Here is a 25,108-nt window from a genome sequence, read left to right as displayed (position 1 = left end):
AAATAACCCAAATATAATTTATTTATTTAGAAATAATTATAGAATTTGCAAAAAATATCATAAATATATTGCTTTTTTCAGCCAAAGATAGTAAAATAGACTATGAATATTTTATAGGGGGTAATTTAATGTCAGACGGCAGTATGTTTTTGACTGTGTTTAGCATAATTTTACAGGTATTTTCTTTGTCAATCGGTATTTACTATCTTATAGTCGGGATTACGGGTTTTTTGCCGATAAAAGACAAGAATAAGAAAATTTCCGACAAAACACATAAATTTGCACTTATAATATCTGCACATAATGAGGAAGTCGTTATCGGTAATATGGTTGAATCTTTGAAACAGCTTGATTATCCCGATGACGCATATGATATTTTTGTAATTGCCGATAATTGCGACGACAATACCGCAAAAGCGGCTGAAGATGCCGGTGCACTTGTATATGTAAGAAACGTTCCGGAGCTTAGAGGTAAGGGACACGCGCTTGAATGGATGTTCGACAAGCTTTATAAAATGGACGAACAATACGACTATATATCGGTATTTGACGCGGACAACCTTGTTGATAAAAATTATCTAAAAGCTATGAATGAACGTGCAAATCAAGGCTTTAAGGTTGTTCAAGGTTTTCTTGACAGCAAAAACCCATACGATTCTTGGATTACGGCAGCTTATTCATTCTGTTTTTGGAGTGTAAACCGTATATTTCAGCTTTCAAGATACAAACTCGGTCTTTGCTGTGAACTTTCGGGTACCGGCTTTATAATCGCACTTGACACTTTAAAGAAACTCGGTTGGGGTGCAACCTGTCTTACGGAAGATATGGAATTTACAATGAAACTTTCTCTTAACGACACACGTGTGGCATTCGCTTACGACGCCGTTGTTTACGACGAAAAACCTTTGACCTTAAAACAGTCGTGGCGTCAGAGAGTTCGTTGGATGCAAGGACATTGTGACGTTGCATCAAGATATTTCTTCAAACTTATCAAAAAAGGCATTAAAGAGAGAAAACTTTCGTGTATTGACTGTGCTGTATATCTTGTTCAGCCGATAAGAATTATCGCAACAGGTATCATTACATTCTTCGCATATGCACAAACATTTCACCCCGACGGTGACTTAGGATTCATTCAGCTTTCATACATATTCGGTAATTCGTGGCTGTGGAACGTAATCGTTATTTTGCAGTTCTGCTATACACCGTTCGTTATATGGTATGAACGCCGCGAATTTAAGCCAAAAATGGTATTTTACTACTTCACATATATTTTGTATAACTTCACTTGGGTGCCTATCGCAATTCAAGGTATGATCGGTAAAAACAAAACCGAATGGTCACATACAAAACATACTCGCACAATTTCTATGGAAGAGTTAAATCGTTTAAACAGTAAATAACATATTTTAAAAACCGCTTTATGCGGTTTTTTTATTGCCCCAAACGCTTGACGTATTATTGCATTTATTGTATAATAAATCTTATAGAGAGAAAAGCAGTGCGTGGCAGTCAAATTGTATGATTTGCTATTGTTTTTCGGAAAAATAATTAAATATTTAATTAATGGAGGAAGAGAGTAATGTTAGTTGAAACAAAGGCTAAAGTAGGCGTATTTTCTATTGCATTAGGAGCTTATCTACCTCAGTTCCCATCATTGGTACCTGAATTTGAAGCTCAATACGATGCGTTCAAGAAAACACTTCCTGACACTGTCGAAATAATCGACGGCGGAATGGTAACAACAAAGGAGCAGTCACAAGCAGCAGGAGATTTATTCCGTGCCGCAGACGTTGACTTGGTATTTCTTCAGTTACTTACATATGCAACATCATACAATATGCTACCGGCAGTAAAAGACCTTGATGTACCGGTTGTTCTTGTAAATATCCAAAAGCTAAAGGCTTTGGATTATGACCACACTGATATAGCGTCATGGCTTGGCGAAGGTTATGCCTGCGGTGCAGTCGGCGAAATGGTTGCAGACCTTGAAAGATACGGCAAAAGACACGCTGTAATCACAGGTGTTGTTGAAGGCGGTGACCCTGGTGTACAGGCTGAAATCGACGATTGGTGCCGTGCAGCTCAGGTTAGAAGAAGATTCAGAGATACAAATATCGCTCAAATCGGCAGACCTTATCCGGGTATGATGGACCTTTACATTGACGAATCAAACCTATACAGAAGAATGCACCTATATACAAAGCAGTTCGACTGGGAAAAGATGTGGGCAATCGCTGACAACATCACAGACGAAGATGCAATTCGTGCAAAGGCTCAAGATATTCTTGATACATTCGACATCGAAGGTGGCGGAAGTATCGAAGAAGTTTGGGATATGGCTAAATACGTTGTTGCTTTCGAGCAATGGGTTAAGGACGAACATCTTGGCTTAATCGCATCTCACTATGATGGTTACGCTCAAGGTAAAGCCGGCGTACTTGACAGTATGCTTATCCCTGCATTCTCAATGCTTATTAAGCAAGGTACAGCTTGTGCCGTTGAGGGTGATATGAAGGTTGCTATGGCTATGAGTATCCTAAAGACTATCTCAGGTACAGGTCAGCTTGCTGAAATGTATTCAATCGACTTTAACGACGATATTGCAATCATCGGTCACAGCGGTTCGGGTGATGCTGATATTTCAGATAAAAAACCTACAATGAAGATTGTTAAGGTATTCCACGGTAAAACAGGCGGCGGTTACCTTACTCAATTCTATCCGTACACAGGTCCTGTTACTTATCTTGCAATTACACAAGACGGTGACGGTCACTTTAAGTTTATCGTTGCAGAGGGCGTAAATGAAGAAGGTAAGATTCTTTCATTCGGTGATACAAATATGAGAACACGTTTCACTTGCGGAGCAAGAGAATTTGTAAACCGTTGGAGCGAATGCGGTCCTACTCACCACTTTGCAGCCGCTACAGGCAGACATATCGATACAATCTTAAAGGTTGCTAAAATCTTTAATGTTCCTGTTGACATCGTAACAAGATAAATAAAACATATAAAAGCAAGCTATTCACGTGGCTTGCTTTTTTTGTACATTTAATATGAAATTATTGCTTTAAAGTTTAATATGTGTTAGAATAAAAAAAGGAGGTAGAGCCATATGTCAAAATACGAAGAAAAAATAACAGATAATTCACTTTGGTACACCGCCACACCAACTCCGCTTACACTGACATTGCCTTTTTACATAACCGAGGCAGGTCATTTTCGTGCAGAGGCTGATTATAAAGTGGAACGTGACGAACACGACAGTTATCTTTTGTTGTACACAATAAAAGGCAGCGGTACGGTTGTGAGTGACAAAGTTTCTTTGACTGCTCTTCCTCACAATGCCGTTATGATAAATTGTCATAATTATCATAAATACTTTTCAAATAACGAAGAATGGGAATTTATATGGATTCATTTAAAAGGCAGTGCAGTGGCGGCAATGTTTGATATTCTCTACCCTAACGCGGTAAATATTATTTCCGTAAAAGACTTTTTGAGTTTTGAACAACAGCTGTCGGAGCTTATATGTAACGTAACAAAAAATGATGTTCTCAGCAGTATTTCCACTTCTTCGCAAATACATGATGTTCTGAATACACTTGTTATTTACACAATCGAAAATGAGCAAAAAAGTCAAAAACGTCAACATTCGGATGATATTAATGTAGTAATTGATTTTATTCAAAATAATTACTCCGATTCAATATCCATTGATGATATGATACAGAATATCCATATTTCAAAATATCATTTTATCCGCCTTTTTCGTAGGATTATGGGTACAACTCCGTATAATTATTTAACGAATTATAGAATAAATAAGTCAAAATTGCTTTTGCGTACAACAAATAAATCAATCGCCGAAATATCCGAAGAATGCGGGTTTCTTGATACAAGTAACTTTATATCACAGTTTAAAAAGAATACCAATCAAAAACCAACCGATTATAGACGCGATTTTACTTAGTTTTTCTTTACTCACCTGCTCCATAGAGAGTGTAACTGTGTTATATAAAACATTCGGCAAATGAGACAAGAAGTACGTTAGATGTCGGAATATATCCAATAGAATGTACTGCTAACAATGTAGATTATGTATTTGATATAGTTAATAATGCAATTAATGATTAAGACACATTAATGTTTCATAACATAGGTCTATATCTATAACTTTATCATATACAGGACAATAATGCGGATTTTCAAAATCTAATTCACTCATATATTTTACACCCTATTATCTGTTATGTTCCTTCATAAAAATCTTCTTTTCCCTTACGTTTTTTAACCTACACTGTCTTCAATATAATATTTTTGCACGCTACTATTCATCATTGCAACTCACATACCCTGCAAGAAGCGTGATGCCGGGTTTGTTATAATTCAATCTTTTCACCTGTTTCACGATTTACAAAATTAATTTCAAGTTCACAACCAAGAGCATTGGCAATGGCAGTCAATTCCCTTTCATCAAAATTATTACGCGACATTTTATTTGACAAATTCTGTCTTGAGCAATTTAATTGATTTGCTAATTCGGTCATTGTAAAATTATTGCGTTTCATAATTACTTTTATTTTTTCTGCTGTTGTAAGCATATAAATCATCCTTTCTATTATATCATCTTATAGTAACATTATACACTTAATAATTTAAAATATCAACAAAATCTAAAATTTCAACTCACACGCTCCGTGGGAAGTATGATGGTATCACATTTTCGGCAAATCTACTTAGTAATTTAATATTACTATACATTTGCATATAAATATAATTATATAAACATTTACGCTATACAATCGAATTTGTCCGATTTAGACGTAAAAAAGATACTGCATACGCAGTACCTTTTTAAGCCGTAAAATCAAATTAAAGTACAGCTTCCCACAATTCAGGATGTGGATTAGCAATAACTTCTGTATTGATAAGCACGCCTTGTTCAGTCGCAATTCTTGCTCCTGCCTCAACGCCTGCTTTAACGTCTGCAACATCACCTGTCATTGAAACAAAGCACTTACCGCCCAAACCACGAGCCACACGAACTTCGATAAGTTCGATGTCACCGGCTTTAACAGCAGCGTCGGCTGCTTGAATTGCACTTGCGGCAGTAAATGTTTCAACAATACCGAATGCCTTCTTTTCCTTAACATCGGCTGTTCCGCAAATTGCCTCAAATACGTTATCACCAAGATTACCTATTACAAATTTATCAATAAGTGCATCTTCCGCGATAAGTTCCGCTCTGTCAACAGCCGCATGAATAGCAGAAAGTTCTCCGCCTACGATTGTGACAAATTTACCCGGACAAACCGAACCTGAACTTATAAGCACGATACCCGCACTCTTTAGCATTTCATCAGTTACAACAATACCCTTAGATACGTTTTTTACTTCAACTAATCCTATTGAATTCATCATCTCTCACCCACTATCTTTCAATAATAACAAATCTGTCTGTGACTGCCTTAACCTTGCCGTCAATGCTTGCGTGCATTGTTGTACCAAGATCCTCGTATGCTGTTTGAGCAACAACGTCACCAACTTTAACTGTATCGCCGACCTTTACAGTAGCACTTGCCGGCTTACCAACGTGTTGTTTAAGTTCGATATAAACTTCGTTTGGAGCAAAGTCTATATACTTTCTTTCAACGTGTGCTTTAACATACTTTCTTATTCCCAGTCTGTCAATCAGAACAGACGAAGATACAAGTCTTGACGCTCTTTCAGGTCTTACCTGTTGTGGCGCTTGATTATTCTGACGTCTTAGACCCTTTCTTCCAAGAGCACCTTTGACGTCCATTGAAATCTTCTGCGGGTCAAGCATTTGCTGACAACCGATAACGGTACAGACACCGCAACCGCAGCATAGAGCCGACTGCAAAAAGCTTTCTGAATCTGTAACTTCGCTGTGCGATGCCGCACGAACTGTCTTATGCACATTGATATTATATCCAAGCAAGTTTCTCGGACACATATCACTACACATTGTACAGTTACAACAAGCTGCAGACGCACGCTTTAATGTCATTGAAATTGGCATTCTCTTACGTTGAATGATAGAATGAGTTTCAGGGAATATAAGAAGTCCCTTAGTTGTCTTAGTAACAGAATCGTTTTCCAAATCAACAAGTCTACCCATCATAGGACCGCCGTTAATAACAGCCTTACCGTCAAGGTCACCGTGTCCTGTTGCCTCAAGCAACGCCTTAATCTTCATTCCGACAGGAACTTTAACTGTAATATCCTCATCAACGTCACCGCCGATTGTTACATACTTTTGAGTAACAGGCTGACCGTTTGTAATTGCACAGTGAATGTTATAAACAGTTTCAACGTTAATAACCATTACGCCGACCATTACAGGGATTGCTCCCTCCGGAATAATCTTGCCTGTTGTTTCATATGTAAGTACAACTTCGTCACCGGCAGGATAAATGTCGGGAATTTCCTTAATTCTTACCTTTGTACCCTCAAGCGATGCAACAATTTTTGTATCCAAAAGGTGCATATTCTTGCCCTTGATACCGATAATTGCCTCATCTGCACCCATTGTATCAATAAGTACATTAAGTGTATCAACAAGTGCCTGAAGGTGATGTTCCAAAATGTGATGGTCAACCATCATCAATGGTTCACATTCTGCCGCATTCACTATAATCTGTTTTACTTTGTCTGAAAATTTTCTGTGAGTAGGGAATCCGGCACCACCGGCACCGACTATACCTGCATCATATACAATTTTCTGAAGCTCTTCAAATGTCATTTTGCTTCTTCCTCCCCAAAGAGTTATTATGTGGGTTTATTTACTGAATTTAATCAGCATTGTTTCTCGTCAAGTATACCGACAATCGTTGCGTCAACTGGTGAATTTGCGTCACCGATTGCAACTCTCGCACTGCTACCCGTAGTAATTATAACGTCTTCACCGATACCGGCACCGACTCCATCAACTGCTACAAGGAACTTATCGACAAGATTTTTATTTTCAATACATTGTACAAGCATAAACTTATATCCCACCAAACCTTCAAGTTTATGAGTTGATACAACGCTTCCATATACTCTGCCAATAATCATTATTATCAATCCTCTTATTAGACAAAAAGCCTAATATGGTTATTTTTCTAAAATCACAACTCTGTCGCCTGTCTTTATTGCACAGGCATTTGCGTCATCAGTATCGATGTGCATTTCCGTATTAAAGTCTTCTCTAACTCTGACCTGAACGTTATAGAAACGTGTCGGTTTTGAGTTTTGGATTTCAACATCAACGATGTCATTATCCTTAATTCCATACTTTTCTGCCTCTGCAGGAGTCATATGTATGTGTCTGTTGGCTATGATACAGCCTTCATTTAAAAATATACTGCCCTTTGGACCAACCAACGCCATCGGCGCACTGCCCTTTAACTCGCCTGAAGGACGTACAGGCGGACTAACCTTTAATTTAAAGGTATCTGTTCTTGAAATTTCAACTTGTGATTGTTTTCTGACAGGACCAAGTACACGAACACCCTCGATTGTACGAAGTGACGGACTTACCAATGTTACACATTCTTCTGCCGCAAACTGATTACCCATAAGCATTTTCTTTACAGTAAGTTCGTGTCCCTTACCAAAAAGAATTTCCAAATGTTCCTGTGATAAATGAACGTGTCTTGCCGACACGCCGACTTTTATTCCTTTATTATCTTCTTTTTGCTTAATAATATCTACAACTGCCTTAGCAATCATATCTTGCAAATTGTTGTCCATTCCTTTTTCCTCCTAAAAATTGAGGTTTCATTCCCCATAGCTGTGACGGGAAAATTAAATTTCCCCGTCAGCCATGTCGGAATCGGACTTAACGTCCATACTTCGCCTTATGTATTTCTACATAAGAATTTTTACTTACTAAATCAAACAGCAGGTAAAATCTTTTCAACGTCACTGTGTGGACGAGGAATTACGTGAACTGATACAAGTTCACCAAGTCTTGAACCTGCTGCAGCACCTGCGTCTGTTGCAGCCTGAACTGCACCAACGTCACCTCTTACCATAACTGTTACAAGACCTGAACCGATTCTTTCTGTACCGATTAGTGTAACGTTTGCAGCCTTAACCATAGCATCTGCTGCCTCGATTGCTGCTACAAGACCTCTTGTTTCTACCATACCTAATGCTTCTACTGCCATTTTAAATTTCCTCCTATTTTTTCTTGGGCGAATGCCCTTTTTTACTTAATTTATTTATCTAAAAGCACCAATGTGCAAATTAGAACTTAATTATTGTGTTTTCTTCGGACGACCGCGTCTTCTTGTTGCCGGTTTCTTTTCGGCAGTTGTTTTCGCAGTCTTTTCCGTTTCTGTTGATTTCTCAACTGTTTTTGGTTTTTCAGCCTTAACCGGAGTTTCTTTTATCGCTCCGACGTGCGTTCCCGCAATTTCCGAGTTAGGTTTTTTCTCCTCCTCGTCAAGATGCAAGAACTTAAATATCTCATGATGAGGTCTTGCTATAACCTGTGACGCTTTCAAACATCCGTCCTTTGTAGCTCTTGCCACACCGGCGTCAACTGACGCTTTTACGGAAGTAAGTTCGCCTCTTACGACTATTGTTACAAGTCTGCCTCCAAGCTTACGCTCTGTCGCAACAAACTCAACATCAGCCGCTTTCAGCATATCGTCAAGCATTATAATAGCATTTCCCAACGCTGAAACCTCAACCAAACCTAATGAATATTCCATCTGCTAACCTCCTACTTAAATCGAAGGCAGGATTTTGGCAATGTCATCATGCGGACGAGGAATTACATTAACTGCATAAACCTCTCCGATTTCTTTTGCCACTGCCTCACCGGCTTTAACAGCCGCCGTAACAGCGTCAACATCGCCTTGAATCACTACATTCACAAGACCTGAGCCTATTTTCTCAGTTCCGACTACCCATACGTCAGCGGTTTTGGTCATAACGTCGGAAGCTTCAATAGAAGCGGTAAGACTTCTTGTTTCGATAAATCCTAATGCCTGCACTCCTATATCATTCCTTTCCTTAAATTTACGCTACGCGTTATTTGGTATATGACCTACCTTATCTCTGCCGACACTTGTTCGGTTCGCCATTTTTTGCGAATCGTCGGTTGGTCTTGCAATTATGTGCTTATTTATAAGTCCGGATATGCTCTCCGCTGTTCTTGCAGCCGCGTCAACCGCCGCAGTAACGGCACTGACACTGCCTTGAACTTTGACAGCCATAATAAGCGGTACTTCTACCGAATCGGCGTTTGCCGGCTTATTTGAGTCGATTGCGATAACTTTAACATCTGCAGCTTTTGCAGCCGCGTCTGCCGCTGTTATCGCAGTAACAAATCCGAACATTTCTATAATTCCTATTGCGTCATTCATACTTATTCAGCCTTTCTTCCGAGGTTTAGATTAAGTCTTTTCTGACGTAAGCTATTTTCAATCCCTTCTGAGCAAGGTTTGTTTCAAGTGCCTCGTTCATTTCTTCAAGTGGGAATCTGTGTGTAATAAGTTCCTTAATAGGCAATCCGATTGCGATTGCTCTCTTTAAGAAATCAAATGTTGTAGCATAATCTCTAAGAGTATATACCCATGAGCCTACAAGCGTAATTTCCTTTGAGCAAAGGTCAAAGTGAGGATTGATTGTAGCGTCACCGCCGTTGATAAAGAAACCAAGTTCACAAAGTCCGCCGCCGTTTCTGATGAACTTATAGATATTGCTGTGAGCAACAGGAGAACCTGTACACTGGAATGCAAAATCTGCAAGATGTCCGCCGAAAGCGTCCTTTACAGCATTTGCAAGGTTATCGATACCCTTGTAATTCATAAAGTTAACTGTTTCACCGGCACCCATTCTCTTAGCGAATGCAAGTCTTTGTTCATTACCGTCAACTGCAACGATATTTTCAATACCCATTGTGCGTAGAACTGCTATACAGATAAGACCGATAGGTCCGCAGCCCTGAACAACAACTCTTGAGTTAAATCTCAAAATGTTAGTTGTCTTTACTCTTTCAACAGCGTGTACCAAAACCGCACATGGCTCGATAAGAATTCTTGAATCAAGATCAAGGTCGCTTACGTTAAATACTGTTGAACCGCCTCTGATAAGAATGTAGTCACTGTACCAGCCGTTTAGGTGAACGTCATCATCAGGAAGAAGTCCGTAAACGTCTGCACCGCCTACATTTTGCTTATTAAGGTCAAACATTGTAATATCAGGATCGTCTTTGAAAATCATACAAGTAACAACCTTATCACCGATATTTAAAGGCTTACCTGCGCTGTCTTTCTTAACGTTTTTACCCATCTTTACGATTTCACCCGTACCCTCGTGTCCAAGAACAACAGGGATAAGTGAGAATGGGTCATTCTTATATTCGTGAGCATCTGTACCGCAAACACCGCAGCCTTCAACTCTTACAAGAATATCGTCATCACCCAACTCAGGGATTGGGTATTCCTGAATTTCAAAGTGCTTTAATTCTGTCATCATAGCAACTTTTGCAGTCTTTGGAATGTCACCGCTCGGAGCTGCTTGTGCTTTTGGAGCTGATGCAGGAGCACCGCTTGTCATTTCTTGCAAAACCTGTTGTACAAGCTTTGCTACATCATTTTCGTTTATATTCAAGGTTTTCACTCCTTTTTATATGATATTAAGCGCGTCTGAAAGTACGCATCTTCTCTGACGTGTAAAACTTCTCGGAGAAGTGATACCCTCACCTGTCGGGCCGGCAATAGTAAAGGTTGTCCAACCTTCAGCATTAAAGCCGATACCTGCATATGACGGAGCATTCTTAACAAATATTGTTGTACAGATTGCTTTTGCATATTGTGTCATATGGTCAACATTCTTTGAATGAAGATGAGCGCTGTGACGATTGCCGTGTTCAGCCTTAACAGCCATTTCAACAGCCTCGTCGAATGTATCTACTCTGACGATAGGAAGTATCGGCATCATAAGTTCTGTCTGAACAAATGCCTGTGAAAACTCTGTTTCACAAATGATACATCTAATATCGTCACCGACATTGATACCGATTTGAGCAAGAATCTTCTTTGCGTCACGTCCAACCCAATCCTTATTGATAACACGTTTTGGCTGTTCGCCCTCTTTTTTAGGCTTTGACCAAACAAGGACAACATCCTCAAGTTGTTTAACTTGTGCCGCATTGATTAGGTAAGCACCGTTCTTCAACATATTCTGAATAAGCTCGTCCGCAACATTTTTCATTACGAAACATTCTTTTTCAGCGATACAAGGAAGATTGTTATCAAATGTACATCCGTCGATAATATCTTTAGCCGCCTTTGGAATGTCGGCAGTATCATCAACAACAACAGGAGGGTTACCTGCGCCTGCGCCGATAGCTTTCTTTCCGCTTGAAAGCAGCATTTTAACAACGCCCGGACCGCCTGTTGCAACAAGCATTCTTACTGATGGGTCATTAACCATCTTAGCAGAAGTTTCTCTTGTCGGTTCTTTTACTGTACATACGATATTTTCCGGACCGCCTGCCGCAAGAATAGCTCTGTTGACAAGGTCAACAGCATATGCTGAAATTCTCTTTGCGTGCGGGTGCGGATTGAATATAACACCATTACCGCCTGCAAGCATACAGATACTGTTACAAATAACTGTACAGCTTGGGTTTGTTGACGGTGTGATTGCACCGATAATTCCGAACGGAGCCATCTCAACAAGTGTAAGACCTCTGTCACCGGATAGTGCACGGGTTTCAAGGTCAGATGTACCAAGAGTTTTATCGGCAACAAGGTGATGCTTTAAAATCTTGTGATAAACATTACCCATTTTAGTATCCTCAACAGCCAACTTAGCCATTGGTTCAGCCTCTTCATGAGTAAGACGTCTGATTTCCTTTATAATATTTTCCCTTTGTTCTTTATTATAATGTCTAAAGGTCGTGTAAGCTTTGTTACAAGCTGCAATGGCCTCTTCCATTGTATCGAATACACCAAGCTGCTTTCTTGCAGGCTTGTTATCGAATGATGAAATATCCATTCCGGCAATAACGTTTTTAACGATTTCGCTTACTTGCTTTTCATCTACCATTAACTTTTCCAACCTCCTCAAGCAAATCGGGCTTTAAAATACGCGTCGGCAACCATTGCAAGAGTTGTATCTTGTTCTTTTGTGCCACCCGAAACTCCGATTCCGCCGTATATTTTTTGGTCTGTTCTAAGCGGATAACCTCCGCCCAACAGCAATATTCCGTTTCTGTTTGTAAGTCCGTCAAGCGAACCGCCTCTTGATTCATCAAGTGCGATATGTGTAGGCATTTTCAATGCTACGGCTGTATAAGCCTTATCCTGTGACGCCTGAACGCTTGCTATGTAACTATCATCCATTGCGTGAAGAAGTACAAGATTTGCACCCTCGTCACGAATTGCAACAACCACTTTAACTCCCAAAATCGTCGCCGCTTTTTCAACTGCCTCGGCAAGTTCTTTCGCCATAGCAATAGTCATCTTTTCGGGACTTTCATGTTTGCAATTTCCGCCGCACTTACATTGTTTTTCACACTCTTTTTTCACTTCCGGTTTAGGAGCAGAAACAGGTTTTGCGACTTTTTTTTGTTTAACGGTTTGTCCAGAGTTAAGGCGTACTGCCAACTCATCGACAAGTTCATCAATAGTTTTCATGATGTTTCTCCGTTACTTATTTATTAAGTTGTTCCATAACTTTCTTTGTTACTTCTGCAACAAGGCTTTCCATATCCTTATTTGATGATGAAGGAGTCGGGCAAACCTGTGAAGGAAGCGGTTGGAAACCATGATAAGCGGCTGATGATTCTACGCCGTACTTTTCATTAGCCTCTGTCGGTGACATTGAGCAAGTATCGTCACCTTCATAACAACCCGGACAAAGCTTTTCCATAGGGTGCTTACCCGGAACGCCGAATTGCTTTCTAAGTTCAACAAGTTTCTTAACTTCACCGCAAGGGATTTCCTTTTCACCGCCAAGCATTCTTGCATAGAAAAGTAGCTTTGCGTAAAATTCTGTTGATTCCATTCTGAAGAATGCTGTGTTTAGGTCACAACCGAATGAAAGTGCACCGTGGTTTGCAAGTAGAATTGCATCATAATCTTGAAGATATGGTTCAAGTGATTCAGGAATTTCCATTGTTGACGGTGTACCGTATTGTGCGATTGGCACTGCACCAAGGAAGATGATAGCTTCCGGCATAATTAGCTTGTCAAGCGGAATACCTGCGATAGCAAATGAAGTTGCAATCGGAGGATGAGCATGAACAACGGCATTTACGTCCGGTCTTTGCTGATAAACCTTCAAGTGCATTTTGAATTCTGATGAAGGTTTCCAAGGGCCGTTAGCCTCTTTTATATTACCTTGTCCATCAACTTTACAAATCATTTCAGGAGTCATGAAACCCTTACTTACGCCTGTCGGTGTAACATAGTAATTGTTGTCATCAATTTTGACTGAAAAGTTACCGTCATTTGCGGCAACAAAACCGTCATTATAAATTCTCCTTCCGATTTCGCATAATTCTTTCTTAATTTCAAAGTCAGACTTATACATTTGTTTTCCCTCTTTTCTTTGTTTTTTTTGGTTTTATTTTGTTTTGTCTTTATTATACACCATATAAGTCTTGTTGTAAAGACTTTTTTCTGTGTTTTTGTGCTGTTTACCGCACAGACAAATTGTAAATTAATATCTTTAACTGTACATTATTATTTTATCACAAAACACCTATACTTTGCAAGTCTTTTGCGTAACATTTTGCACAATAAAACTTATTATTTTTTCCGCTTTATCAATAATATACAATCGTAATAAGTGAATTTTGTGAAATGTAATCAAAATGTAATATTGTTGTATTATAATTGCAATCTTATATTTTATTTCGCTATAAAAATAACGGACGCATTCGCGTCCGTTATTTTATTATTATTTTCAGAAATTAGTTTACAAATCTGTAAATAACGATTTCTTGTAGAGCACCCTTATCACAGAATCTTGCTATTGCATAATCACCTGTTTTTGTTTCAGAATCATATGGCTCAAGATCTGAAATCTCACTACCGTCTGTATCAATAGAAGCCTTACCGGTCTTTATATTGATTTCAATAGTATCCATAAGCTTTGATGAGTCGAATTGAAGAGTATTCAATGCACTTGCATCAATTTCAACCTTAGCCTCATCATCAAGATCTGATGAAAGCACTGCACCATATACCATCATATTACGAGCAATAAATTGGTTATATGCACCAAACGGTAGAGCATCGGCTACAGTCTTACCTTCATATACTTGTTTATACACATCATCTGCGTCAAGTACCAAGACAATTCTATCTCCACCATCATAAAGAATATAATCGCCCTCTGATAAGTAATCAGTCAATTTAGCACCAGATTGTGCATTCCAAATATCTGTTGTTGAATAGAACTTGCTACCACCCTGGTCTGCAATAATGCCGTTATTCTTACCCTTGTTATTCAACTTACCTAAAACAGCATTCTTTGTTGTTGTAAGAGATACTTCTGCACCATTAAAGTAACCATTGATTGTGTAAACTGTGTTGTCATCATCATCAACACCAGTTTCAATTTCATTAACGACCATTGTCGGATTGTTAGCAGCCGTATCAATATCCTTTACTGCTGCAAGAGCATCCGCACTTGAAGTAAAGTTGATAAGAATTGTAGGAACATTTGTATTTTCAAATTGACCAACAACGAAATCACGACTTGAACCGTTTTCTCTTACCACATAAGAACCTGAATTTACTGTACCAACCTTATAGTTGTCTGCATTTTTCATATCTGCTGCAGTCTTTGGAACTGACATTTCAACAATACCGTCACCAATCTTATATCCGCCAACAAGACCAGATACAACCGCAGTACTCTTTAAGTTTGTTGGATTAATTCTAAGAGCCTTGTCATCAGAAACTGTTTTAGCATTAACTGCACAATATAATCTTGTAATATTGCCACTTGAATTAACTTTATACTTTACAAGTCTAATTGCAACATTTGCATCAGATGAAAGTTTCATAAATGAATTTGCACTTACAAGAGCTGAAATTGTTGACTTAGCCTCTTCTTTTGAAGAAAGTGTTGTAGCAGCTGTTGCTGTAGGAGCCCAGTAATCAACACTTGAACCAAGCTTATATTCAGCTGACTTACCGTCTTGAGTCATCATTTCAATAATGTAACCGCTACCGTCTTCTGCGTCATAGCCGTTCATAATCCAACCATACTTTTCACCTGATTGAAGAACACTTCCGCCTGCTGATTCAATATAAGCTATACGACCGAACATATCTGTATAGAATGTTGATTGTGTACCGCTTACAAGATCGCCAACTGCAACGTTTGCAACATCGTACTTTGTACCGTTGATTGTAGCATAGCTCTTGTCAACCTTCTTTGAAATACCTGACGCCGAACCTGTAAAGCTTTCGCCTGTTACAACAACGTCAACAACTGTATCGTCAAGACTTCTTCTGATTGTTGCTACATCGTTCTTCTTTAGGTTTCTAAGTCTGATCTCGTTACCTGCTTTTGTAACAGAGATTATTCTGTCTTCTGAATCGTCAAGTTTGATTGTTAGCGCCTTTGTATCGCCGAAGTTATCGTCATCTGCTACTTTACCTACGATTCTTTCGTCTGTTGCACTTGAAACTACCATTGTTTCATATGAATCTACGAATACAACATCAAATACATCGTCCTTGTCACTGTCTACAAGTCTGATACTGCCTTTTTCAGGAAGTAGTAAATCATTGATTGATTCGCCCAATTCAGCAAGTTGGCTGTTTGATATAATCTTACCGTTGTATACGATTGACGCACCGGCACAGTCCTTCTTCTTGCTTACGCCTTCGATTTTGAATTTACCTGCATCTGTATCAAAGCCTTCAACTGTTTGAATATCATCAGCATCAGCCTTGAATGTTGTTGTCTTTGATGCGTCATATGTTACTGCAAGAACTTTTGGTGTAAGACCGCTGTTTTCCTTGTAGTAATATGTAATCTTTTGAGCAAGGTAATCTTCAAGACCTGTTAGGTCACAGTCAAATAGCTTAGCTTCATCGTCATCATCTGAAACGATTTCGATTTGACCGTCTTGAACGTCTGTTGAAGATACGCTTGTCTTTGATGTAGCTGTAAGAACACCCTTCTTATCGATAACGTCAAACTTAGCCTTTGCCAATGTTCCGTTAGCTTTGTAAGTAGGAGCGCCGTTCTCATAGCCGTTGATTTCCTTGTATTGACCAAGAAGTGCATTATACACCATCTTGATAACTACGCCACGGTCTGAGGCAACGTCTGCCGCACCCGGTGCATTCTTTGTGATTTCAAGGTCTGACATACCTGCAACCTTGATATAACCGTTAGGATATCCGCCGTAATATTCAGCGTCATCCTGATAGTTCATAGCATTTACAAGCATTACACATACTTGAGCATATGTAACTTCGCCGTCAGGAACAAATGTTCCGTCACCCATACCGCTGATGATATTAGCCTCTAAAGCTGTTTGAATTTGATCAGCAGCCCAGTGTGATGATGTTACATCTGTAAAACCGTTCTGATATGTAGATGTTGATGTTAAATCAAGCATTCTTAGAACGATTGATGCCATTTCCGCTCTTGTTACCTTTGAATCAGGCTTTACACTACCATCTTCATAACCTGTGATAATACCAAGTGCACTACATAGTGAAAGTGCCTTGTCATAATAACTGTCGTTATCATAGCTGCTACCAGATGTAGTAGGAGCAACTGTAGCTACAGGAGCCTCTGTTACAGCAGGAGCCTCTGTTGCCTCTGCATCGGCAGGTTTTTCTGTTGCTTCTGCAGAAGTTGTTACAACTGTTTCAGCGTTTGTATCTTCATCTGCAAAGCCGACAACGCCGACTGAGCCTACAAGCATTGCTGATGCCAAAAGCGCACAGATTAGTTTTTTCATCTTGTTACCCATTTGAATACCTCCATAAAATTTAAAAATATAATACAAATTGGATTTTTCCAATTTCTATTAACGAAACTCACAGACAATTATATAGCATTGTCAATACAATTAACAGTTAAAAATCAGTTATAATTGTCTAATTTAAAGACTATTTTCGGTTGTTTTTATAAATTCAACCTGCTTCATTTTTTTCTCTTGCCAACCTTGCAAATTCCCTGTACTCCAGCGGAGAAACTCCGGTATATTTTTTAAATACCTGACTGAAATATTGTGAATTTGAGCCGTAACCGACTTTTTCGGCAACTTCGTAAATTCTGTCCTTTTTACCCTCAATTATGAGGTCTTTCGCCATTTCCATACGTTTTTCCATAACATAATGAGAAAAATTCTTGCCTGTTTCTTTCTTAAACAGCTTTCCAAGATAATCGACATTCGTATATAATATCGTTCCGGCAAGCCATCGCAGCGAAAGATTTTCATTTTCGATATTCTCATCAATTATGTTAATCGTATCACGAATTAGCGAACTGTATATTTTGTTAGATTCCGGTGCATTGGCTTTTGCGATTTCAAAACCGTTCTGTTCAATGAAAGATTTAATCTCACTAAGCTTTTTAGCCGCTTGAACAGAAACAATTCCTTTCATATACTTTTCGATTTTTTCAACACTGCAACAACGAATTATGCAGACATAAAGCTCTAAACAATACGTTTTTGCAACCGCCGGAGTCGGCATTGCCTTTTCAAGTGTTTTAAAAAATCCGCTCAAAAGCATTTTCAGCTTTTCCATATCACCGGTTTTTACGGCGTGTTCAATAGCGCCGTATTCAGCTTGTACACTAACAGCATTTTCGTTGATTTTAATATCGTTTTCATACAAAATCTCGCAGCTGTCAGAATAAAACGAATATCCCATACATCTTTTCAGACGTTCGTATGATGCAGGTGCATCAGCTATTGACGCAATCTTGCTGTATACCGCCATAACATCATATCCATAGCACGTTTTCATAGTATTATGAATTTTCTCAAGTACCGATGTAATCTCTTGCTGTTCCAATAATGTTGTTATAAGAAACAAATGATTTTTTATTGTTGTGCTTAATAATAATCTATCTTCACCGATGTACTGCTCAGAAGTGTTTTTTAAGAAGAATATATCTTCATCTTCACTTTGCTGTGCCGGTTTAATGATTATCATTCTTGTTTCAAGCATACGGTCTACGCCAAACGTCTTACAATATATATTGAATATTTCATATGTATCGCCCGTACCAAGAATATATTCTCTAAGGAATTGTTCTTTGATAATAGGCTTAACTCTGTCCGCCTCGGAAATAACCATTTTTTCAAAATTGCCTTTGTTTCCGACATCAGAATTATGTATATCATTCAACTTATACATAGACACCTCTCCCTTATAGGCACTCTCTCGCACTATACATTTTATATTATATACTGTTTTTCTTATAATTTCAAGTAAAAAATTTTAACAGAAAGTTCTTTGATTGTTCATAATAGATTATTTTGTATTTTTACCAATTTCAAGCACTATATCTTGTCTTTGTTTGAAAAAATTTTTATAAAAAAACCGACATCCCAACTGTTAGATTTTGGTCTGACTTTTGGGTGTCGGTTCAATATATTTCCGTTTTTTAATAAGTAATCATTCCAACCATTCAACTTCCAAGCCCAGTGCCTCTGCGACGAAACGCACAGGGATAAATGTTCGGTCGTCTTTTATTATTGCGGTTGTATCCATTTGTGATGATTTGTTGTTTACTGTCAAAACATCACTTCCGAGTGTCACTTTTACAACATCGCCGTTTTCTTTTGTAATGGTTGCCGTTTTTGATGTATCGTCCCAATCAACCTTGCAGTCAAGCATTTCAGACACTGCACGAATCGGCACTTGTGTTCGTCCGTTTTCATCAACAAACGGCTGTGCGTCGGGGAATACTACGTCTGTGCTGTCTACTTTTACCGTAACGGCATTGCCTGTTTCAACCGTAAGCTTTTTCGGTTTTGCAGCCGGTGCTGTTGTTTCGCTCGGTTTAACCGTAGCAGTCGGCTCTTTGGTTGGCACTGTTGTTGGTAGTGCTGTTGCAGTTGGAACGGTAACAGTAGGTTTTGTTGTACTTTCCGTTGTTTCGGTTGGCTCAACTTCTTCAACTTTGTTCCAACCGATTAACTCTCTGTTTGAATTTATCAATTCATAAAATGCAGGCAATTCATATTCTGAAATTCCGAAAGAAAGAATACGATTTTTAATATCTGAATTATTGACTTCAATCTTATTTTCACTAAGTCTATCAGAAACTAAAATTGCGTTTGAACCTATTTGCGTATTTCCGTTGATTGTTACTTTTTCTAAAAATGGACACCAATCAAAAGCATCATCTTCTATTTTTTTGACGTTTTTAGGAATTGTAATATCTTTTAATGTCGACAAATAAAATGCTGCCTCTCCTATTTGGGTTAAGGAATTTGGTAATTCGACCGTATCAATATCACAATATGTAAATGCACGTTTACCTATTGCGGTTATTCCATCGGGAACTATTGGATTTTTGTCTGTTCCGATATATCTAAGTATGGTATTTTCGGCTGTTGCAAATCCTTTATAGTTACCCATACTTTTATCTGTTTTGCCTTTTAAATATTTTAAATCACACCAATTAGAATCTTGAACTTTATTGTATATATTAACCGTCATATCTGAATTGAATGTTATTTCATCTCCGTGAAAATAACAGTTAGTACAATTAAGCATAGTATCGGGAATGTTTATTTCTTTTATATCTGTCTGCGGAAACCAATAACAATATTTTTTGTCTTTTTCGCATTCGATGTTGTTTGACATATGAACCTTGTCAAGATTGCCACAATCAGTGAAAGCCGTAACGTCCATATGCGTTACAGTGTCAGGAATATTTAAATTACCCGAAAGAGTTGTTTCAGAAAAAGCATATCTGCCGATTGATTGAAGACCATCATTTAAATCTAATGTTGATAATTTGCTACATTCACTAAAAGCCTCATCATCTATAATTTCTATCGTTGACGGTAATGTAATTTTTTCAAGATTATTGCAGCCTTTTAAAAATTGATAAGGAATTTCGGTTACTCCTTCTTTTATTTCAACTTCTTTTAGCTTATTTAAATTTACAAGTTCTCCGGAGATAATCATATTGATATCTACATTATCATTAATGATTAGTTTAGTTATAGGTGCCGCATCTTTTGCCCATGACGGAGTTAAACCTTTTAGAGTTGTATTCTCGGGTATCTCACATATGCCTGTTGTTCCTACATATGCAAGAATATTATTTGTGCCTTTTTTGTAAGCAAATTGACCGTCTGTAATTGTTGTATCATCTGAATAATCAGCAAGCACAAACTGTGTTGCTGATAATATTATTGCAAATATACTTATTATTGAAACAATTTTTTTCATAATTCTACCTCTTTCCTAATCATTCCAACCATTCAACTTCCAAACCAAGTGCCTCTGCGACGAAACGCACAGGGATAAATGTTCGGTCGTCTTTTATTATTGCGGTTGTATCCATTTGTGATGATTTGTTGTTTACTGTCAAAACATCACTTCCGAGTGTCACTTTTACAACATCGCCGTTTTCTTTTGTAATGGTTGCCGTTTTTGATGTATCGTCCCAATCAACCTTGCAGTCAAGCATTTCAGACACTGCACGAATCGGCACTTGTGTTCGTCCGTTTTCATCAACAAACGGCTGTGCGTCGGGGAATACTACGTCTGTGCTGTCTACTTTTACCGTAACGGCATTGCCTGTTTCAACCGTAAGCTTTTTCGGTTTTGCAGCCGGTGCTGTTGTTTCGCTCGGTTTAACCGTAGCAGTCGGCTCTTGTGTCGGAGTTACAGATGATGTTGGCTTTAATGTTTCTTTTGCGGTGGATACAGATTCATCTTTTTTATTGACTTTAGGTAAATCTATACCTGTATGTTCCTTAAATAACACATAAAATCCATCTAAAACATATTCATCAGAATTACTGTAAAAATTCTCCGGCAGCTTTATATTTGGATCTTTAAATATTACATTTTCTTTGTGGTCATAATTTATATAATAACCATCTAACGGATATTCTTCAATATTTTTCGGTGCTCCCTCAAAAGTCACTTTTTCCATATACGGACACATATAAAATGCCCAACTTTCGATTGTATCAACATTTTTAGGAATAGTAATTTCTTTTAATGTTGTACAGGTAAAAGCACGTTTTTCTATTTTTTCAAGGCTTTGCGGTAAAGTAACCGTGTCTATATCGCAAAATGAAAAACCATCTTGAGTAATACTTTTGACACCTTCCGGCACTTTTGGATTTTTGTCATTTCCGGTATATCTCAACAAGGTATTTTCGACAATTACAAAATCTTTATCATTGCCGATTGTTTTATTTGTTTTGCCTTTTAGATACTTATCTTCACACCAAGCTGAACCACGAACCATATTGTATATATTGACTGTCATATCCGAATTAAACGTGATATTATCCCCATCAAAATAACAACTGACTTTGTCAAGCATTTTATCAGGTATATTTATTTCTTTTATATTTGTACCGTCAAACCAACAAGCTGTTTCTTGATTTTTATTTTCAGGTGTATAAGTTAAATTATTTGATAAATGAACTTTATCTAAATCACCGCAATCTGAAAATGCTTTATATCCCATATGTGTAACAGTATTAGGAATTAAAATATCACCCGTCAATGAATTTAAACCGCTGAATACATATTCGCCTATATACTCAAGATTGTTCGGTAAGTCAATATTCTCTATTTTAGGGCATTTAGAAAAAGAATTATTTCCTATTTTCTTTAGTGTTGACGGAAATACTATTTTATTGAGAGAATCGCATTCCTGCATTATACCGTCAGGTATTTCTGTGATTCCATCTTTAAAATCAATTTCTTCCAAACTGCTTGATGAATTAAGAATCGAAAAGTTTACATTTTTATTTATAATTAGTTTTTTTATTGCCGTATGTGTTTGCTTGATATGATTTAAACCAAGCAAATTTGAATTTTCAGGTATTTCACAAATATCTGATGTACCCACATACGCAAGAATATTATTTGTACCCTTTTCGTAAATGAAATCTCCTCGTATTTCCTCGTCTTCAGCTAAATCATTTGCAAATGATGTTACACATAATGACATCATGATTGCAAATATACTTATTATTGAAACAATTTTTTTCATAAAAATACACTCCTATAAATTTGATTTAATTGTTACCCATGTATCGTGTAAGAGCTAGTTGATATTTCTCTCCACCTCCACTATAGAATTTTTGCTCATAAATAGAAATTATATTTGCTCCTGTTCTTGATACTTGATTATATACAGAACAATCAACACCTTTTTCAACAGCATAAATAGCGTAGTCGGAAGTACTAACCATGTTTCCTCTATCTGTTAATGTTTGCAATACAAGATATTTAGCACGCGAACCTTTTATTATTGAATCAAAGTTTCCTGATTCTAATTCTTCCTGTTCTTTCAAGCTACGATTTCTAAGTTCTATTTTATATGTGCAATTTTTTGTGCCAGGATAATCAATATAAAAAGTATCAACATCCCATGAATCGGTCATTGTGAATTCGGTATTTGGCATTGATGTGTAACTGCTTGCTCCGTTATATGCTTCATATGCAGAACCTGTAACATCGTCTCCATAACCTGACACATCCTCAAAACTTACAGATACATATCCGCTTACTTCATCCGTTAAGTAAACCATAACATAAAAGTATATACTTTTTTTTGCATTATATAAAGATTCTAGAGGATATGATATTGTGTTTGTATTATTATTTGATGTACGCGAAACAACCGAGTTTAAAGTACCGTTATCAGCAGAATACCATATTTTTGCAGTCACTTTACTTTGACCTTTAACTACTACTCGAAAAACAGGCGGATTTTTTTCATTTAAAAAAGAATCTGGCATTGCTACTTTGAAAATTTTACATTTTGAATTATTTGAAGTTTCTGATAATTTATAACAATATTCAGTATATCTTGCGTCAACTGCATTATTTTTTATATCCGTTGTTGTATAACTTGGAATACTTAAAAGAGTAGGAGAATAAAAGCTATCCCAATCACACGAATCAATCGTCAAATCATAAAATTTAATATCATCTTCTGTAGACATATAACCTGAATAAACATCACCATTTGATATGGTATAAATTCTATATACTTTGTTTGACGGAAGATTTGAATAGTATTCTTTAAACTCATTTGCTTTGATATGTGCATATTGAGCTACATTTGTGTCAACTGATATACTATTGCCTGTTGATATTTTTCCTGATTTCAAATCTTCAATATCTCCAACCATAATAATAGATTCATCATCTGTATCAGGATTAGTTACATATTCCGGCATATCAATTTCAGATTCGTTAGCAATTACACCTTTTGAATATGATTTTGAATTTCCATCTACTGTTTCGGTAAGCGTTACTTTATAGCTTTCTCCTGCAAATATTTGCGGCGAATAAAAACTTTCTTGCTGTAAATCTTCATTATATATTAAACTATCATCTGAAAGTTTTGTGATTTCCACGTGAACTGAGTCCATATCTTTTAAATTTTTCATATATTCAAAATCAAGATATAGTTCTGCCACATCATTTGAATAGCCTGTCATATTCATAGGGAAATTCTCGTATATTGCCGGTGCAGTGTCGCCTAATGCCTCCTTATTCCAATGTTCTGCATCTAAATCACTTTGAGTGATATTGATAATATTGTTATTCTCATCAGCATAAGAATAAACAATTTCGTTATCACTATCAGCAGCAATAGCATTGATTCCGATTGCTGAAGTTGCCATAACCGCAGCCAATCCTAACGTGATAAATTTTTTTAGTTTCATAACAAAACCGCCTTTCTTTTTATAATACTGTATTCATTTCAACAAAACAAAGTTCTTATAATGTGTTTGACAAACTATGACGATTTGTTATATAATAACACACATAAGAGGTACACAATATAACTTAATGTATGCTGACCCGCAAAGATTAAGAGCATTGGTATCTCTTTATTTTATTTTAAAATAAAGTCAGTATTATATTTTGTTTTTTGTGTTGGCAATGTTCTTTTATATTTCAAGCTATTTTCATATCATATAAAATTTATAATATTTATTAATGATAAGCTCATTGAACTGATGATATAAATAGTTATAATATATTTAAACATCAACAACATTTTCTTAATTTGTAACCCCCCAGTAACAAATGATTACAATTAAATTCTACCCAGTAATATTATGTTTGTCAACATTTTCCGACTAAGTGGTAGCTTATTCCGGAAACTTGGTAGCAAATAATGTAAGTATTTCAACAAATAGTGAATTGAATTTACAAAATATTTGAGAACACAAAAAAATCGGAACAAGATAACTTGTTCCGATTTGGCTCCTCCAGCTGGGCTCGAACCAGCGACATCATGATTAACAGTCATGCGCTCTGCCAACTGAGCTATAGAGGAATATCTCTTTAGCTTTCGCTAACTTTTTCTTTAAACACCAAAGATAACGACTTTTGTCGTTATCTTCAGCATTCTTCGTTCCGGCAACTTTCTACTTTCCCAGGCAGTCACCCACCAAGTATCATCGACGTTAAGGAGCTTAACTTCTGTGTTCGGCATGGGAACAGGTGGTTCCTCCTTGCTATCGTCACCGGATCTTCTCTTTTGAGGTCATACCCTCAAAACTAAACAACATAACTTCACAATGCGTTTTCTCTAATTTCTTATCTTTCTCGTTCCTAACCTTTGATGTAGCGATACATCTGTATTTTAATCTGCTCTTGCTTTTTATGCTCAAGCTTACGCTTGTATGTACTTCGCATTGCCTTTCGGCAACCAGTCGCTCCTCGCAATTCTTTGAATTGCTTCTGCTCCTTTGCTTTCGTACATATTCGCATTTTTATCTGCTCCGCAGATTAAAATGCTTGGTCAAGCCCTCGGACTATTAGTACCGGTCAGCTACATACATTACTGCACTTCCACCTCCGACCTATCAACCATGTAGTCTTCATGGGTCCTTACTAGCCTACGCTATGGGAAATCT

At 37.5% G+C, this 25,108-nt stretch carries 22 protein-coding genes, 1 tRNA gene and 2 rRNA genes; 3 read left to right on the top strand and 22 right to left on the bottom strand.

Translation table 11 applies throughout. From position 1 onward, the window contains the following. Positions 1-128: 128 nt before the first annotated feature. The 3 genes from ACLTU0_RS04630 to ACLTU0_RS04620 all read left to right on the top strand — a co-directional run bounded on the left by ACLTU0_RS04630 (position 129) and on the right by ACLTU0_RS04620 (position 3,973). Positions 129-1,403, top strand: a complete 1,275-nt coding sequence (locus ACLTU0_RS04630) for a glycosyltransferase family 2 protein (RefSeq protein ID WP_117968441.1) — start codon at positions 129-131, stop codon at positions 1,401-1,403. Between the two features lie 179 nt (positions 1,404-1,582). Next, complete coding sequence (locus tag ACLTU0_RS04625; protein WP_117968442.1) at positions 1,583-3,001, top strand: arabinose isomerase; 1,419 nt, start codon at positions 1,583-1,585, stop codon at positions 2,999-3,001. Positions 3,002-3,115: 114 nt separating this feature from the next. Then, entirely contained in the window at positions 3,116-3,973 is an 858-nt protein-coding gene (locus tag ACLTU0_RS04620; protein WP_337600988.1) for an AraC family transcriptional regulator, read from the top strand. A 409-nt stretch (positions 3,974-4,382) separates the two neighbouring features. On the opposite strand, the gene ACLTU0_RS04615 is transcribed toward ACLTU0_RS04620, so the two are convergent. The 22 genes from ACLTU0_RS04615 to ACLTU0_RS04510 form a co-directional block, all read right to left on the bottom strand. Further along, positions 4,383-4,604, bottom strand: a complete 222-nt coding sequence (locus ACLTU0_RS04615; RefSeq protein WP_022229848.1) for a helix-turn-helix domain-containing protein — start codon at positions 4,602-4,604, stop codon at positions 4,383-4,385. Between the two features lie 271 nt (positions 4,605-4,875). Continuing rightward, the gene (locus ACLTU0_RS04610; RefSeq protein ID WP_118446613.1) at positions 4,876-5,424 is read right to left on the bottom strand and encodes a BMC domain-containing protein; all 549 of its coding nucleotides are present in this window, start codon (positions 5,422-5,424) and stop codon (positions 4,876-4,878) included. 10 nt (positions 5,425-5,434) lie between these two features. Beyond that, positions 5,435-6,769, bottom strand: coding sequence for a 4Fe-4S dicluster domain-containing protein (locus tag ACLTU0_RS04605; protein ID WP_022229850.1), 1,335 nt, complete (start codon positions 6,767-6,769; stop codon positions 5,435-5,437). A 53-nt stretch (positions 6,770-6,822) separates the two neighbouring features. Beyond that, positions 6,823-7,083 carry a EutN/CcmL family microcompartment protein gene (locus tag ACLTU0_RS04600; RefSeq protein WP_022229851.1) on the bottom strand — a complete coding sequence of 87 codons (261 nt, stop codon included), beginning with the start codon at positions 7,081-7,083 and terminating at the stop codon, positions 6,823-6,825. Positions 7,084-7,122: 39 nt separating this feature from the next. Further along, positions 7,123-7,761 (bottom strand): phosphate propanoyltransferase, encoded by a 639-nt coding sequence (gene pduL / locus ACLTU0_RS04595; RefSeq protein ID WP_337600994.1) that lies wholly within the window; start codon positions 7,759-7,761, stop codon positions 7,123-7,125. A 143-nt stretch (positions 7,762-7,904) separates the two neighbouring features. Then, positions 7,905-8,180: an ethanolamine utilization microcompartment protein EutM gene (gene eutM / locus ACLTU0_RS04590; RefSeq protein WP_117968447.1), complete on the bottom strand. Its 276-nt coding sequence runs from the start codon at positions 8,178-8,180 to the stop codon at positions 7,905-7,907. Positions 8,181-8,270: 90 nt separating this feature from the next. After that, positions 8,271-8,729: a BMC domain-containing protein gene (locus ACLTU0_RS04585; RefSeq protein ID WP_303672322.1), complete on the bottom strand. Its 459-nt coding sequence runs from the start codon at positions 8,727-8,729 to the stop codon at positions 8,271-8,273. Between the two features lie 15 nt (positions 8,730-8,744). Continuing rightward, positions 8,745-9,020, bottom strand: a complete 276-nt coding sequence (locus tag ACLTU0_RS04580) for a BMC domain-containing protein (RefSeq protein ID WP_147515202.1) — start codon at positions 9,018-9,020, stop codon at positions 8,745-8,747. Positions 9,021-9,044: 24 nt separating this feature from the next. Continuing rightward, positions 9,045-9,386, bottom strand: a complete 342-nt coding sequence (locus ACLTU0_RS04575) for a BMC domain-containing protein (RefSeq protein ID WP_022229856.1) — start codon at positions 9,384-9,386, stop codon at positions 9,045-9,047. Positions 9,387-9,411: 25 nt separating this feature from the next. After that, positions 9,412-10,581, bottom strand: coding sequence for a zinc-dependent alcohol dehydrogenase (locus ACLTU0_RS04570; protein WP_412321525.1), 1,170 nt, complete (start codon positions 10,579-10,581; stop codon positions 9,412-9,414). 69 nt (positions 10,582-10,650) lie between these two features. Beyond that, positions 10,651-12,078 carry an aldehyde dehydrogenase family protein gene (locus ACLTU0_RS04565; protein WP_022229858.1) on the bottom strand — a complete coding sequence of 476 codons (1,428 nt, stop codon included), beginning with the start codon at positions 12,076-12,078 and terminating at the stop codon, positions 10,651-10,653. 17 nt (positions 12,079-12,095) lie between these two features. Further along, positions 12,096-12,668: a GlcG/HbpS family heme-binding protein gene (locus ACLTU0_RS04560; protein ID WP_412321524.1), complete on the bottom strand. Its 573-nt coding sequence runs from the start codon at positions 12,666-12,668 to the stop codon at positions 12,096-12,098. A 16-nt stretch (positions 12,669-12,684) separates the two neighbouring features. Further along, the gene (locus ACLTU0_RS04555; protein WP_308457054.1) at positions 12,685-13,566 is read right to left on the bottom strand and encodes a class II aldolase/adducin family protein; all 882 of its coding nucleotides are present in this window, start codon (positions 13,564-13,566) and stop codon (positions 12,685-12,687) included. A 382-nt stretch (positions 13,567-13,948) separates the two neighbouring features. Next, a complete protein-coding gene (locus ACLTU0_RS04550) occupies positions 13,949-16,981 on the bottom strand; it encodes an S-layer homology domain-containing protein (protein ID WP_412321523.1) in 3,033 nt (1,010 codons plus the stop codon). A 163-nt stretch (positions 16,982-17,144) separates the two neighbouring features. Continuing rightward, on the bottom strand, positions 17,145-18,377 hold the full coding sequence (locus ACLTU0_RS04545; RefSeq protein ID WP_147515205.1) for a helix-turn-helix transcriptional regulator: 1,233 nt from the start codon (positions 18,375-18,377) through the stop codon (positions 17,145-17,147). A gap of 261 nt (positions 18,378-18,638) precedes the next feature. Further along, positions 18,639-20,429: a leucine-rich repeat protein gene (locus ACLTU0_RS04540; RefSeq protein ID WP_412321522.1), complete on the bottom strand. Its 1,791-nt coding sequence runs from the start codon at positions 20,427-20,429 to the stop codon at positions 18,639-18,641. A 19-nt stretch (positions 20,430-20,448) separates the two neighbouring features. Then, complete coding sequence (locus tag ACLTU0_RS04535; protein WP_412294837.1) at positions 20,449-22,218, bottom strand: leucine-rich repeat protein; 1,770 nt, start codon at positions 22,216-22,218, stop codon at positions 20,449-20,451. 25 nt (positions 22,219-22,243) lie between these two features. After that, entirely contained in the window at positions 22,244-23,905 is a 1,662-nt protein-coding gene (locus ACLTU0_RS04530) for a hypothetical protein (protein WP_412275381.1), read from the bottom strand. 544 nt (positions 23,906-24,449) lie between these two features. Then, a tRNA-Asn gene (locus ACLTU0_RS04525) sits at positions 24,450-24,525 on the bottom strand. Between the two features lie 78 nt (positions 24,526-24,603). After that, positions 24,604-24,720: ribosomal RNA gene (gene rrf, locus ACLTU0_RS04520) — 5S ribosomal RNA — on the bottom strand. An 83-nt stretch (positions 24,721-24,803) separates the two neighbouring features. Continuing rightward, positions 24,804-24,962, bottom strand: a complete 159-nt coding sequence (locus tag ACLTU0_RS04515; RefSeq protein ID WP_412275382.1) for a hypothetical protein — start codon at positions 24,960-24,962, stop codon at positions 24,804-24,806. Positions 24,963-24,989: 27 nt separating this feature from the next. Next, a 23S ribosomal RNA gene (locus tag ACLTU0_RS04510) occupies positions 24,990-25,108 on the bottom strand; the annotation flags it as partial.

Origin of the sequence: Hominilimicola sp., from assembly GCF_046972485.1 — a bacterium.
GTDB classification, from domain to species: domain Bacteria; phylum Bacillota; class Clostridia; order UBA1381; family UBA1381; genus Hominilimicola; species Hominilimicola fabiformis.
The sequence above is the reverse complement of the archived record's forward strand: the minus strand, read 5'-3'. Positions and strand labels throughout refer to the sequence as shown.

Bases quoted from the DNA above. Each gene is read 5' to 3' on its own strand.
- ACLTU0_RS04610 (WP_118446613.1), bottom strand. From the start codon at position 5,424: ATGATGAATTCAATAGGATTAGTTGAAGTAAAAAACGTATCTAAGGGT.
- ACLTU0_RS04540 (WP_412321522.1), bottom strand. From the start codon at position 20,429: ATGAAAAAAATTGTTTCAATAATAAGTATATTTGCAATAATATTATCA.
- ACLTU0_RS04555 (WP_308457054.1), bottom strand. From the start codon at position 13,566: ATGTATAAGTCTGACTTTGAAATTAAGAAAGAATTATGCGAAATCGGA.
- ACLTU0_RS04565 (WP_022229858.1), bottom strand. From the start codon at position 12,078: ATGGTAGATGAAAAGCAAGTAAGCGAAATCGTTAAAAACGTTATTGCC.
- ACLTU0_RS04535 (WP_412294837.1), bottom strand. From the start codon at position 22,218: ATGAAAAAAATTGTTTCAATAATAAGTATATTTGCAATCATGATGTCA.
- ACLTU0_RS04605 (WP_022229850.1), bottom strand. From the start codon at position 6,769: ATGACATTTGAAGAGCTTCAGAAAATTGTATATGATGCAGGTATAGTC.
- ACLTU0_RS04615 (WP_022229848.1), bottom strand. From the start codon at position 4,604: ATGCTTACAACAGCAGAAAAAATAAAAGTAATTATGAAACGCAATAAT.
- ACLTU0_RS04575 (WP_022229856.1), bottom strand. From the start codon at position 9,386: ATGAATGACGCAATAGGAATTATAGAAATGTTCGGATTTGTTACTGCG.
- ACLTU0_RS04515 (WP_412275382.1), bottom strand. From the start codon at position 24,962: ATGCGAATATGTACGAAAGCAAAGGAGCAGAAGCAATTCAAAGAATTG.
- ACLTU0_RS04545 (WP_147515205.1), bottom strand. From the start codon at position 18,377: ATGTATAAGTTGAATGATATACATAATTCTGATGTCGGAAACAAAGGC.
- ACLTU0_RS04530 (WP_412275381.1), bottom strand. From the start codon at position 23,905: ATGAAACTAAAAAAATTTATCACGTTAGGATTGGCTGCGGTTATGGCA.
- ACLTU0_RS04570 (WP_412321525.1), bottom strand. From the start codon at position 10,581: ATGACAAGCGGTGCTCCTGCATCAGCTCCAAAAGCACAAGCAGCTCCG.
- ACLTU0_RS04550 (WP_412321523.1), bottom strand. From the start codon at position 16,981: ATGGGTAACAAGATGAAAAAACTAATCTGTGCGCTTTTGGCATCAGCA.
- ACLTU0_RS04620 (WP_337600988.1), top strand. From the start codon at position 3,116: ATGTCAAAATACGAAGAAAAAATAACAGATAATTCACTTTGGTACACC.
- eutM (WP_117968447.1), bottom strand. From the start codon at position 8,180: ATGGCAGTAGAAGCATTAGGTATGGTAGAAACAAGAGGTCTTGTAGCA.
- ACLTU0_RS04585 (WP_303672322.1), bottom strand. From the start codon at position 8,729: ATGGAATATTCATTAGGTTTGGTTGAGGTTTCAGCGTTGGGAAATGCT.
- ACLTU0_RS04560 (WP_412321524.1), bottom strand. From the start codon at position 12,668: ATGAAAACTATTGATGAACTTGTCGATGAGTTGGCAGTACGCCTTAAC.
- ACLTU0_RS04630 (WP_117968441.1), top strand. From the start codon at position 129: ATGTCAGACGGCAGTATGTTTTTGACTGTGTTTAGCATAATTTTACAG.
- ACLTU0_RS04600 (WP_022229851.1), bottom strand. From the start codon at position 7,083: ATGATTATTGGCAGAGTATATGGAAGCGTTGTATCAACTCATAAACTT.
- ACLTU0_RS04625 (WP_117968442.1), top strand. From the start codon at position 1,583: ATGTTAGTTGAAACAAAGGCTAAAGTAGGCGTATTTTCTATTGCATTA.
- pduL (WP_337600994.1), bottom strand. From the start codon at position 7,761: ATGGACAACAATTTGCAAGATATGATTGCTAAGGCAGTTGTAGATATT.